The sequence below is a fragment of the Pantoea sp. YU22 genome (genome assembly GCF_003970755.1).
Lineage (GTDB): Bacteria > Pseudomonadota > Gammaproteobacteria > Enterobacterales > Enterobacteriaceae > Pantoea > Pantoea piersonii.
Genome location: NZ_RYDU01000017.1, coordinates 1 through 12,747, shown reverse-complemented (window position 1 = coordinate 12,747; position 12,747 = coordinate 1). Strand labels below are relative to the sequence as shown.

At 52.2% G+C, this 12,747-nt stretch carries 11 protein-coding genes; 4 read left to right on the top strand and 7 right to left on the bottom strand.

Going from position 1 to position 12,747, the window contains the following annotated elements; genetic code table 11:
• Positions 1-196: 196 nt before the first annotated feature.
• On the bottom strand, positions 197-844 hold the full coding sequence (locus EKL29_RS18805; protein ID WP_120454011.1) for a YchE family NAAT transporter: 648 nt from the start codon (positions 842-844) through the stop codon (positions 197-199).
• Positions 845-1,272: 428 nt separating this feature from the next.
• Between EKL29_RS18805 and adhE the strand changes: the two genes are divergently transcribed.
• Positions 1,273-3,960, top strand: coding sequence for a bifunctional acetaldehyde-CoA/alcohol dehydrogenase (gene adhE, locus EKL29_RS18800; protein ID WP_126690421.1), 2,688 nt, complete (start codon positions 1,273-1,275; stop codon positions 3,958-3,960).
• Between the two features lie 58 nt (positions 3,961-4,018).
• On the opposite strand, the gene tdk is transcribed toward adhE, so the two are convergent.
• Positions 4,019-4,636, bottom strand: a complete 618-nt coding sequence (gene tdk / locus EKL29_RS18795; protein WP_120454008.1) for a thymidine kinase — start codon at positions 4,634-4,636, stop codon at positions 4,019-4,021.
• Between the two features lie 432 nt (positions 4,637-5,068).
• Between tdk and hns the strand changes: the two genes are divergently transcribed.
• Positions 5,069-5,476: a histone-like nucleoid-structuring protein H-NS gene (gene hns, locus EKL29_RS18790; protein ID WP_120454006.1), complete on the top strand. Its 408-nt coding sequence runs from the start codon at positions 5,069-5,071 to the stop codon at positions 5,474-5,476.
• Positions 5,477-5,564: 88 nt separating this feature from the next.
• Here the strand turns inward: hns and EKL29_RS18785 are convergent, their stop codons facing one another.
• The 5 genes from EKL29_RS18785 to rssA form a co-directional block, all read right to left on the bottom strand.
• The gene (locus tag EKL29_RS18785) at positions 5,565-6,572 is read right to left on the bottom strand and encodes an NAD-dependent epimerase (RefSeq protein ID WP_120454004.1); all 1,008 of its coding nucleotides are present in this window, start codon (positions 6,570-6,572) and stop codon (positions 5,565-5,567) included.
• A 14-nt stretch (positions 6,573-6,586) separates the two neighbouring features.
• Positions 6,587-7,927 carry a UDP-glucose/GDP-mannose dehydrogenase family protein gene (locus tag EKL29_RS18780; protein ID WP_120454002.1) on the bottom strand — a complete coding sequence of 447 codons (1,341 nt, stop codon included), beginning with the start codon at positions 7,925-7,927 and terminating at the stop codon, positions 6,587-6,589.
• Between the two features lie 22 nt (positions 7,928-7,949).
• Complete coding sequence (galU, locus tag EKL29_RS18775) at positions 7,950-8,858, bottom strand: UTP--glucose-1-phosphate uridylyltransferase GalU (RefSeq protein WP_120454000.1); 909 nt, start codon at positions 8,856-8,858, stop codon at positions 7,950-7,952.
• A gap of 193 nt (positions 8,859-9,051) precedes the next feature.
• Positions 9,052-10,068 carry a two-component system response regulator RssB gene (rssB, locus tag EKL29_RS18770; RefSeq protein WP_120453998.1) on the bottom strand — a complete coding sequence of 339 codons (1,017 nt, stop codon included), beginning with the start codon at positions 10,066-10,068 and terminating at the stop codon, positions 9,052-9,054.
• A gap of 99 nt (positions 10,069-10,167) precedes the next feature.
• Positions 10,168-11,073: a patatin-like phospholipase RssA gene (rssA, locus tag EKL29_RS18765; RefSeq protein WP_120453996.1), complete on the bottom strand. Its 906-nt coding sequence runs from the start codon at positions 11,071-11,073 to the stop codon at positions 10,168-10,170.
• Between the two features lie 93 nt (positions 11,074-11,166).
• On the opposite strand from rssA, the gene EKL29_RS18760 reads away from it, so the two are divergent.
• Together EKL29_RS18760 and purU are read left to right on the top strand one after the other, a co-directional pair.
• On the top strand, positions 11,167-11,622 hold the full coding sequence (locus EKL29_RS18760; RefSeq protein ID WP_126690420.1) for a YchJ family protein: 456 nt from the start codon (positions 11,167-11,169) through the stop codon (positions 11,620-11,622).
• Between the two features lie 54 nt (positions 11,623-11,676).
• Positions 11,677-12,525, top strand: coding sequence for a formyltetrahydrofolate deformylase (gene purU / locus EKL29_RS18755; protein WP_120453992.1), 849 nt, complete (start codon positions 11,677-11,679; stop codon positions 12,523-12,525).
• Positions 12,526-12,747 lie beyond the last annotated feature (222 nt).

Genomic DNA, 12,747 nt, shown 5'->3' with positions numbered 1-12,747 from the left:
AGCTGACATTTTATGATGTGAAAATAGTCACAGCGAGATGAGATCGTGCCTGGTGCGACAGGCAGACTAGTAATTTACTTAATAATTTTTGCAGCCGATTAAGCCGCAGGAATAATTGCATGGTTATGGTGCAATAAAAGAAGCAATTGCACCATTAAGAGACATAAGGAGATTTGCGAAGGAAATTAAGCAGCGATTAATTTACCAGGCCGGGAAACAGCGCTTTGATGCCTGTGACGACAAACTCAATTCCCAGCGCCATCAGCAGCAAACCCATAATACGTGTGATAACGTTGATGCCGGTCTGGCCAAGCACGCGCACCATGAGCGGCGCGGCGCGAAACAGCAGCCAACAACAAAAAGCGAACAGAGCAATCGCGACGCTAAAGCCCAGCAGGTTTTGCCAGCTGTGATAGCGGGTGCTCCAGACAATAGTCGAGCTAATGGCACCAGGCCCTGCCATAAGCGGCAGCGCGAGCGGCACCACGCCGATGCTTTCGCGGATGGCGGTTTCTGATTTTTCCTGTTTGTTCTGTTTATCTTCGCCCAGCTTGCCGCTGATCATCGACATCGCAATGGTCACCACCAGAATGCCGCCCGCGATGCGGAAAGAATCGATAGAAATGCCAAAGATATGCAGGATAGCGTCGCCGAGAAACAGCGAGGTCCAGAGAATAATGGCGACCGCAAGATTAGCGGTCATATTGGTTTTATTACGCTCAACCGCCGCCTGATAGCTGGTCATGCTGATAAAAACCGGAATAATGCCGACTGGATTCACCAGCGCGAACAGGCCAACAAAGAATTTGATATAGCCCGAAAGATCAAGCAAAGCAGGGTTCACGGTTCGCTCCGATGAGGGAAAAGAAATCGCCCTTAATTTACGCAAAAACCAGGCCGTTAACCAGTCGGGGCAACAGAAAATTCTGCTGCATTACGGCAGAACAGCGAGTCTGTTACGCCGGCAAGTCATGCGAAAGAAGAATAAAGAGGGGCGACGCGCGTTGATGCGCAAACTTTAGCAAAAATGGCTGCTGAAAGGAGTCAGCTTGGGCTTAAATTGATTTACATCAATATTGACCTACCCCATTCCAGGTAATCTTTTCACATCGAAACTAAACAGTAAGGTTCTTTACCAGGGCAAAAACTCTTTCAGTAAGCCGACAAAAATTCTGTCTTTTTGGCTTAGACCAAAATATTAGCGCAGTATGGCTATAATCAGGACTCCAGGCAGGTTTACTAACAGAGTTTAACTTCCTTCAGGAGAGCACCATGGCCGTTACTAATGTCGCTGAACTTAACGCACTGGTAGAACGCGTAAAACAAGCACAGCGTGAATACGCCAGTTTCACTCAAGAACAGGTTGACGCAATCTTCCGCGCTGCCGCCCTTGCCGCCGCTGACGCCCGCATCCCTCTCGCTAAAATGGCGGTCGCTGAATCGGGTATGGGTATCGTCGAAGATAAAGTTATTAAAAACCACTTTGCCTCAGAATATATCTATAACGCTTATAAAGACGAAAAGACCTGCGGTGTGCTGGATACCGACGATACCTTCGGCACCATCACTATCGCAGAGCCGATCGGCCTGATTTGCGGTATTGTTCCAACCACCAACCCAACCTCAACGGCGATTTTCAAAGCGCTGATTAGCCTGAAAACGCGTAACGGCATTATCTTCTCGCCACATCCGCGTGCGAAAGACGCTACCAATAAAGCAGCTGATATTGTATTGCAGGCCGCGATTGCCGCAGGCGCACCTAAAGATATTATCGGCTGGATCGACACCCCGTCCGTCGAGCTCTCTAATCAGCTGATGCATCACCCTGATATCAATCTGATCCTGGCGACAGGCGGCCCCGGCATGGTGAAAGCCGCTTACAGCTCTGGTAAACCGGCGATCGGCGTCGGCGCGGGCAACACGCCGGTGGTGATTGACGAAACGGCCGATATCAAGCGCGCCGTCGCGTCTATCCTGATGTCGAAAACCTTCGATAACGGCGTCATTTGCGCATCTGAACAGTCTGTTATCGTGGTTGATTCCGTTTATGACGCGGTGCGCGAGCGTTTCGCCAGCCATGGCGGCTATCTGCTGCAGGGCGAAGAGCTGAAAGCCGTACAAAACGTCATTTTGAAAAACGGCGCGCTTAACGCGGCGATCGTCGGTCAGCCCGCCTTTAAAATTGCCGAGCTGGCAGGCATCAGCGTGCCGGGCAGCACCAAAATTCTGATTGGCGAAGTGAAGCTGGTCGATGAATCTGAGCCTTTCGCCCATGAAAAACTGTCACCGACGCTGGCAATGTACCGCGCCAGAGATTTCGAAGATGCCGTTGCGAAAGCGGAGAAACTGGTAGCGATGGGCGGCATCGGCCACACCTCCTGTCTCTATACCGATCAGGACAACCAGAAAGCGCGCGTGAACTACTTCGGCGACCGCATGAAAACCGCGCGTATCCTGATTAATACGCCAGCCTCTCAGGGCGGTATCGGCGACCTTTATAACTTCAAGCTGGCGCCTTCGCTGACGCTGGGCTGCGGCTCCTGGGGCGGTAACTCCATTTCTGAAAACGTGGGACCGAAACACCTTATCAACAAGAAAACCGTGGCTAAGCGAGCTGAAAACATGTTGTGGCATAAACTTCCGAAGTCCATCTACTTCCGCCGCGGCTCGCTGCCGATTGCGCTGGAAGAGGTGGCCGCCGACGGTGCGAAACGCGCCTTTATCGTCACTGACCGCTTCCTGTTCAACAACGGTTATGCCGATCAGGTTACGCGCGTGCTGAAATCGCACGGCATTGAAACCGAAGTGTTCTTTGAAGTAGAAGCCGATCCGACGCTGAGCATCGTGCGTAAAGGCACTGAACAGATGAACAGCTTTAAACCAGACGTAATTATCGCGCTGGGCGGCGGCTCCCCGATGGATGCTGCGAAAATCATGTGGGTGATGTATGAACATCCTGAAACCCATTTTGAAGAGCTGGCGCTGCGCTTTATGGATATCCGGAAACGTATCTATAAGTTCCCAAAAATGGGCGTGAAGGCGCGCATGATCGCCATCACCACCACGTCAGGCACCGGCTCGGAAGTAACACCGTTTGCGGTAGTAACAGATGACGCAACCGGTCAGAAATATCCGCTGGCGGACTACGCTCTGACGCCGGATATGGCGATTGTCGATGCCAACCTGGTGATGGAAATGCCTCGCTCACTCTGCGCCTTCGGTGGTCTGGATGCGGTTACTCACGCCCTGGAAGCCTATGTTTCAGTGCTGGCTAATGAATACTCCGACGGTCAGGCACTACAGGCGCTGAAGCTGCTGAAAGAAAACCTGCCGGCCAGCTATCGGGAAGGCGCGAAAAACCCGGTAGCGCGTGAACGCGTGCACAATGCTGCGACCATCGCCGGTATCGCCTTTGCCAACGCCTTCCTCGGCGTGTGTCACTCAATGGCGCATAAGCTGGGTTCTGAGTTCCATATTCCGCATGGCCTGGCGAATGCGCTGCTGATTTGCAACGTTATCCGCTATAACGCCAACGACAACCCGACCAAGCAGACGGCGTTCAGCCAGTATGACCGTCCGCAGGCGCGCCGTCGCTACGCGGAAATCGCGGACCATTTAGGCCTGTCGGCGCCTGGCGACCGTACCGCGCAGAAAATCGAGAAGCTGCTGGCATGGCTGGATGAAATGAAAACTCAGCTGGGCATCCCCACTTCTATCCGCGAAGCGGGCGTACAGGAAGCGGACTTCCTGGCTAAAGTCGACAAACTGGCTGAAGACGCCTTCGACGACCAGTGCACCGGCGCTAACCCGCGCTATCCGCTGATTGCCGAACTGAAACAGATTATGCTGGACACCTTCTACGGTCGCGAATATGCCGAGCCTTTCTCCGACGTGGCGCAGGCTCAGGCCGCACAGCCGGTGAAACTGGAGAAAGCAGAGAAGAAAGCGAAGAAAGCCTGATTACCAGCCTGAAAAAAACCCGCTTCGGCGGGTTTTTTTATTGCTGTAAACGACCACATTAAGCGGGCTTATGCTGGCCATAGATCGCCGCCAGCGAGCCCTGTTCTATCGCCTGCTTGTAGTGCTTACGGCATACCGAGATATAACGCTCATTGCCACCGATCACCACCTGTTCCCCTTCGCTGAAGGGACGGCCTTCGGCGTCGAGTCGCAATACCATGCCCGCTTTTCTTCCGCAGTGGCAGACGGTTTTTAACTCCACCAACTTATCGGCCCAGGCAAGCAGATACTGGCTTCCGCCAAAGAGCTCGCCGCGGAAATCGGTGCGCAGCCCGTAGCAGAGCACCGGGATATCCATATTATCGACAACGTCGGAGAGCGCCTTGACCTGATCACGCGTTAAAAACTGACACTCATCCACCAGCACACAGTGCACCGGCTGACGCGCATGTTCGGCCGCAATCTCCTCATCCAGCCGCGTTTGCGCATTAAACAGTGCCGCAGGCGATGAAAGACCAATACGGGAACTGACCTTGCCCGCGCCGAAACGATCGTCAATTTCAGCGGTATAGACCAGCGTCCGCATGCCGCGTTCCTGATAATTGTAAGATGACTGTAATAAGGCGGTAGATTTCCCTGCATTCATTGCGGAATAATAAAAATAGAGCTGAGCCATTAGCGTGATTTCTCAAAGCATTGCAAACCGAATGGGCGGAATTCTATCACAGTTAAACACAAATTATGGCGGCGATTATTTTACACAAGCTGTTTACAACTTCGCCAGCGCGGGATAAAAAACCGCTTCGTCTCTGCAGAATTTTTTAATCATTAAGCCAGGACTTAATTGCCGAAGAAGCTGTCTTACGCTGAGACGCGGGCTTCGCCTCGCTTCTGACTGAACGCCCTGCTCGCTTTAACGTATCAGATTTTCATATCGTGCTAATGGGCGAATATCAACCGGCTTATCGTTTCCTTTGATTAAACCTCAATGGTAAATTTAATTATCATTCTTTCCTGTTCCACTTATTTACTATTGCAGTAATTTTTTGCCACCACTATTATTAGCTGGCAGAACACCTCTTCATTAATATATTCAGAGATCAGGACAATGAGCGAAGCACTAAAAATCCTTAATAATATCCGTACATTACGCGCGCAGGCTCGAGAGTGTTCACTGGAAACGCTGGAAGAAATGCTGGAAAAACTCGAGGTTGTGGTTAATGAACGCCGCGAAGAAGAGACGCATGCGAAAGCAGAAAGTGAAGAACGCACGCGTAAACTTGAACAATACAGAGAAATGCTGCTGGCTGATGGAATCGATCCCAATGAGCTGTTAAGCACAATTTCTGAAAATAAAGCGCCAGCTAAAACAAAACGCGCTGCGCGTCCGGCTAAATATCAGTATGTGGATGAAAATGGCGAAACCCGTACCTGGACCGGTCAGGGACGCACGCCAGCCGTAATCAAAAAAGCGATTGAAGAAGAAGGTAAACAGCTGGACAGCTTTCTGCTTTAATAACTGACGGTGCTTCTATCATTTGGGTCACACTTGTTATGTGACCCCCAGATTAATCAGGGAAAGGAAGCGCAGGCTTCCTTTTTTATCAGACGTTATAAAACTCACGATACCAGCTAACAAAGCGTTCTACGCCCTCTTCCACGCTGGTTTGCGGTTTAAAGCCAATCGCCTTGTATAACGCTGTGGTATCCGCGCTGGTCTCCAGCACGTCGCCCGGCTGCATAGGCAACAGATTTTTTTTCGCCGTCACGCCCAGCGCCTTTTCAATCGCCTCGATATATTTTATCAGGGTGGTCGGCTGGCTGTTTCCGATGTTATATACGCGGTAAGGCGCGGAACTGGTAGCAGGCGAGCCATTTTCCACCGTCCAGCTTTCATCTTTCTGCGGAATAACATCCTGCAGGCGCACAATGGCTTCGGCAATATCGTCAATATAGGTGAAGTCGCGTTTCATCTCGCCGCGGTTATAAACATCAATCGCTTCACCGGCAATCATCGCGCGCGTAAATTTAAACAGCGCCATATCCGGCCGACCCCAGGGTCCATATACGGTAAAAAAGCGTAAACCGGTAGTGGGCAGCTGATAAAGATGCGAATAAGTATGCGACATCAGTTCATTGGCTTTTTTGGTCGCCGCATAAAGCGATACGGGATGGTCTACGCTGTCGTCCGTAGAAAACGGCATTTTGCGGTTTAGTCCATAAACAGAACTGGAGGATGCATAGAGCAGATGCTCAATTTTATGATGGCGACACCCTTCCAGAATATTTAAATGACCAATCAGGTTAGCGTCAGCATAAGCGTGGGGATTGTCGATAGAATAACGAACCCCCGCCTGAGCGCCCAGATGAATGACGCGTTGAAAAGCGTGTTGTTCGAATAGCGAGGCAATGGCTGCGCGATCCGCCAGCTCCATTTTAATAAACGTGAAGCCAGGGTGCTGCGAAATTAAATCAAGACGTGATTGTTTCAGACCGACATCATAATAGTCATTCAGATTATCGATGCCGACAATCTGGTGACCGGCGGCCAACAGGCGTTGAGTAACGTGAAATCCAATAAAGCCTGCGGCGCCAGTCACCAGAATGTTCATACTTCCCTCGTTAATTACGCAATTTGAATAGATGCTCCGCGGCCGATTGCATAATAAACGAAACCGCGTTTGCTGATACGCTCTGGATCATACAGGTTGCGACCATCAAAAATCACGGGTTGTTTGAGGGAATTTTTAATAACGTCGAAGTCCGGCGCACGGAAATTCTGCCACTCCGTACAGATCACCAGGCCATCCGCACCCTGCAGCGCCGCTTCTTTGGTCCCCATCAGCTTCAGATCGCTGCGGTGACCATAGATACGCTGCGCTTCATCCATCGCTTCCGGATCGAACGCCTGAACGCTTGCGCCTGCTTCCCACAGCGATTCCATCAGCACGCGGCTGGAGGCTTCACGCATATCGTCGGTGTTCGGTTTAAACGACAGACCCCAGAGGGCGAAGGTTTTACCGCTTAAATCGTCGCCGAAGTGGCGCTTGATAAAAGTAGGCAGCTTGGTTTTCTGGCTGTCATTGACATCTTCCACCGCCTGCAGCAGGCGCGGTTTGTAGCCAATCGACTCAGCGGTACGGATCAGCGCCTGCACATCTTTCGGGAAGCAGGAACCGCCGTAGCCGCAGCCAGGGTAGATAAAGTGGTAGCCGATACGTGAATCAGAACCGATGCCCTGACGCACTTTCTCGACGTCCGCACCCAGACGCTCGGCAAGGTTGGAAATCTCATTCATGAAGCTGATTTTGGTCGCCAGCATGCAGTTCGCCGCGTATTTAGTCAGCTCCGCGCTGCGGATATCCATCACGATCATTCGATCGTGATTGCGGTTGAACGGCTCATAGAGTTCGCGCAACAGCTCTTCAACTTCATCATTATCCGTACCCACCACGATGCGCTCAGGACGCATACAGTCGTTAACGGCTGCGCCTTCCTTGAGAAACTCCGGGTTAGATACGACGTCAAACGTCAGGCTGACGCCGCGATCGCGCAGGGTTTCTTCCATCACGCGACGCACTTTATCCGCTGTTCCAACTGGAACGGTGGATTTATCCAGCACAACCTTGTGATCCTTCATATGCTGCGCAATGGTACGAGCAACGGCGGTCACATATTTAAGGTCAGCCGAACCGTCCTCATCCGGCGGCGTGCCCACGGCGATAAACTGCATCACACCGTGATTGACGCCCTCTTCCGCATCTGTGCTGAACTTAAGGCGACCGGCCTCATAGTTCGACATAACCAGCGGCGTAAGGCCGGGTTCGAAAATGGGGATGATGCCTTTTTTCAGGTTTTCGACTTTTTTTGCGTCGACATCAATGCAGAGAACGTCATGTCCGACTTCGGCCAACACCGCAGCCTGAACCAGACCGACATAGCCGATACCAAATACAGTGACTTTCATTGAGTTATCCTGTGTTTATGAATTACTTTTTATTGCCAACTGCGCTATCGAGCCACTGAGAAAAATCTTTGCCCAGTACCGGATGGCGAACACCGTACTCAACGAATGCCTGCATATAACCCAGTTTGTTACCGCAGTCATGGCTTACGCCTTTCAGGTGGTAAGCTTCTACCGTCTCTTTCTCCATCAGCATGGCGATTGAGTCGGTCAGCTGAACTTCGCCGCCTGCGCCCGGAGGCGTTTTCGCCAGCAGAGGCCAGATGTCCGCAGAAAGAACGTAACGACCTACAACCGCGAGGTTAGACGGCGCTTCGTTAGCTTTCGGCTTCTCAACCACGCCCACCATCGGCGCGCTGTCGCCCGGCTGCAGTTCAGCGCCCTGGCAGTCAACTACGCCATAAGCGGTGACGTCTGCTACCGGCTCAACCATGATCTGGCTACGGCCTGACTCGTCGAAACGGCTCAGCATTTCCGCCAGGTTATCTTTGGTCGGGTTAGATTCATATTCGTCGATGATTACGTCAGGCAGGATCACTGCGACCGGCTCATCGCCAATCAGCGGATGTGCACACATTACCGCATGGCCGAGGCCTTTCGCGATGCCCTGACGCACCTGCATGATGGTAACGTGCGGCGGACAGATTGACTGGATTTCGTCCAGCAGCTGACGCTTAACACGTTTTTCCAGCATCGCTTCCAGCTCAAAGCTAGTATCGAAGTGGTTTTCAATGGAGTTTTTAGAAGAGTGCGTAACCAGCACAATTTCGTTAATTCCTGCTGCGATGCACTCGTTAACGACATACTGAATTAACGGCTTATCGACCAGCGGTAACATCTCTTTCGGAATCGCTTTTGTCGCAGGGAGCATACGGGTGCCCAAACCTGCTACAGGGATTACCGCTTTTTTTACTTTGGACTTATAGGCAGACATCAAGATACCTCTCTTATAGGCCGTTCAAGTTAATACTTGATATGTCGGTTGAAATTCGGAAATGAGTATATCAGTTACCATCGAACGGATTTATCCTGGAAGGAGTCAATCCGCAGAATTTAAGACTATTACCCAAGTGTAAAGCTAACCTCTGGACCTGTCTTCAGACCCTGACGAAATTAAATTTTTTCGCCTATTCTTCAGCCGCTAACATCAGACGGATCCTGCCGCCAGCGCCCCAGACGTGGCATTGCCAGTTGTCGGCTCGCTGACTGATTTGATTAAGGTGGGTGCTTCCCATAGTGCCAAGGGGAACGCCATTACTGAGTTGAATTTGGTGGGCGTGAACATGAAGCGTCGCGTTTAATCCAGCAGAAACCAGAATGAGGTTTTTATAGGTACGATGGTAGTAACCCACCAGCAGCGGAAACTGTCCGGTCAGGTTCGCCTGACGCAACAGTAAATTGACCTGCCGCAAAAGCCCGTTTAGCTCTGGCAGTCGCTGCTTCTGACCCGAAAGCTGCTCCTGCAGCAGGCCGTTGAATAAGGCGCGCAGTAACAGCGCGGCCAGCACGCCGTTATCGCCAGCGCGCGTTACGTCAAGGCAGTAGAACGCGAGATCTTTATCTGAGAGCGCCGCAATATCCAGCACCAGCCCCGGCTGTTCAGCCATGGTAAGCTGGCGGTAATTGATGCGACAGCTGGCGACCGTCTGCTGTACTGGCGGCTGCAGCTGCTTAAGCAGTTTTGCCGCGGCGGCCGGGTCGCGCACCAGCGCATCCCAGTCCTGGAATAGTTGCTCATCCTCCTCCACCTTAGAGGTGAACATGGAAGGATAGAGACATTCATAGACCGCTTCGCGGAAGCGCTCGAAATTTTTCAGCGGCTTAAGCAGCACATCCTGCACGCCGAGGCGCAGCACATGGGCGATATCCGCCATGTTTTCGGTGGCGGAGATAATCAGAATCGGCACGCTGTTGCCGCGCGTGCGAATATGCTCCACAAACTGAATGCCGTTCATGCGCGGCATTTCCAGATCGCAGATCACCAAATCCACAGCGTGCTGCTGCAGATGACTAATTCCATCAATGCCGTCGCCGGCTTCAAACGTACTGGCGCCAAGCGCCAGCAAGAAGTTGTTTACCAGAGAACGGAAAACGACCTCATCTTCGACAATGAGTATCTTTTTGCCGATTAGTGGTTTCTCCATTCTTTCCCCCTGCGTACCAGATCAATCAATAGTGGTTCATAAAACGCAGTTGCGCCTTTCAGAATTAGCCGAAGTAACACCTGTGAATGAACAACCTGATTATCTGTTTCGCACCAGCGGTAATAGTTCATCCATTTTTTTCTCAACGGCGGCCTTGCCTGCCTCGATAGCCTCTTTAGCGCGATGGAAGTCCAGCGTTGAAATCTGCGGACAAAACGGCTGAATCAGGACATCGGGAGGATCGCCTGCCATACGGTTGCGCTTCAGGCGATTTTCCAGCACCTGGATGGATGTCGACATAATCTCCATCGCACCCGGCGTTTGCGTTGCGCGGCGGTGAGTCAAGCCTACCAGCCGCTGACGTATTTTTTTGGCCCAGCTAAGGGCCGCGGCCGAAACCGCTTCGTCGCTGTTTTGCGGCGTCACTGACAGGAGATCCTGCTGCATCAGATGCGCGTCATGCTGGAGATCAACAGCAATAACGATATCCGCGCCAAGCGCTCGCGTAAGCGAAACGGGTACGGGATTCACAACCGCCCCATCGACCAGCCAGTAACCATTGTAGCCGACCGGCGGTAATAAGCCTGGCATACTACAGGATGCGCGCACAGCCTGATGTAGATCGCCTTCGGTCAGCCATAGTTCCCGACCGGTGCTTAAATTTGTCGCCACCACGCCGAAAGGCTTGCCGCAGCTCTCGAGCGCATTATGGGTAATCAACTGTCGGACATGATTAAAAACGCGTTCGCCGCGCAGTAACCCGCCGCGCTGCCAGGAGAGATCCATCAGACGAATAACGTCCCAGTAGCGAAAAGCGCTGACCCATTTTTCCATTTGCGGCAGCTTATCGTTCACGTAAGCCGCGCCGACCAGCGCACCGACGGAGCAGCCCGCCACCACGTCTATTTCGACGCCCGCTCGCGTCAGCGCATTGATGACACCAATATGCGCCCATCCTTTGGCTGCGCCTGACCCTAACGCCAGTCCAATTTTAACCTTTCTCATTTACCCTCTGCCGCCGACGACTGTGCATAGCTTCACTGCGCCAGGTCGGCTACCATATGGCGTCATCCTATTTTATCGCTCACAGGAGTTATTGTGTCCGAACCCTGTCCTTGCTGCAGCGGGAAGCAGTATAGCCTATGTTGCGCTCCCTTTCTGGCGGGCGAGCAGCTGCCTGAATCGGCTGAGCAGTTAATGCGCTCGCGCTACACCGCTTACGCCATGCAAAACAGCGACTGGCTGATCGCCAGCTGGCATCCGAGCCAGCGTGAGCCTGAGATGGCGCAGCGATTATCCGAAAGTTTCGCCGGTACCGAATGGCTGAGCCTGAATGTAACCTGTTGTAATCATGGAAGCCATGATAATGAAGCTTTCGTCACTTTTTTTGCGCGTTACCGCGAAAATTCGCAGATACGCGCTATCCACGAGTGTTCTCGCTTTCTTCGCGAGGATCATCGCTGGTACTATGTCGACGGAACGGCGCCTCAGGTAGGGCGCAACGATCGCTGTCCATGTGGCTCCGATAAAAAATACAAGAAATGTTGTGGCTGAACAGCATACGGCCCAACGGTTTTACCCAATCGCTTTGACAGGACTCTGATCGAGATGCAAGCGCAAACTATGCAACGAAAAGTTTTACGTACCATTTGCCCTGACGCGAAAGGTCTAATCGCTAAAATTACGAATATCTGTTACAAGCACGAGCTGAATATCGTGCAAAACAATGAATTTGTTGATCATCGTACCGGACGCTTTTTTATGCGTACCGAACTGGAAGGCATTTTCAACGACAACACGCTGCTGGCGGATTTAGACAGCGCGCTGCCGACCGGATCGACCCGCGAGCTGAACAGCGCAGGCCGCCGTCGCGTGGTGATTCTGGTTACCAAAGAGGCGCACTGCCTTGGCGACCTGCTAATGAAGAGCGCCTTTGGCGGACTGGATATGGAGATTGCTGCGGTTATCGGCAATCACGACACCCTGCGTTCGCTGGTTGAGCGTTTCGATATTCCTTTCGTTCTGGTCAGCCATGAAGGTTTGTCGCGCGAAGAGCATGACAACCGTATGGCGGACGAGATTGATCGCTACCAGCCTGATTATGTGGTGCTGGCAAAATATATGCGTGTGCTGACGCCCGCGTTTGTGCAGCGCTACCCGAACCAGATCATCAATATTCACCACTCGTTCCTGCCTGCGTTTATCGGCGCGCGCCCTTATCATCAGGCTTACGAGCGCGGCGTAAAGATCATCGGCGCAACGGCGCACTACGTGAACGATAATCTGGATGAAGGCCCAATCATCATGCAGGACGTGATTAACGTTGATCACAGCTACACGGCTGAAGAGATGATGCGCGCCGGACGCGACGTAGAAAAGAACGTATTAAGCCGCGCGCTTTATAAAGTGCTGGGGCAGCGCGTGTTTGTTTACGGCAACCGCACGATTATTCTTTAAGCGCATCGGGCGCTGAATTGCCTGTGAATTCAGCGCCACGGGCAAAAAGTGGGCAAACGGTTCACATTTTTCTGTTGGGCGCTTTACACCCTGAACGCATTTGGTATGATGCGCCCCGCTTTCAGGCACAATGATTCAGGCCAGTGGTGGGATTCCCGAGCGGCCAAAGGGAGCAGACTGTAAATCTGCCGTCACAGACTTCGAAGGTTCGAATCCTTCTCC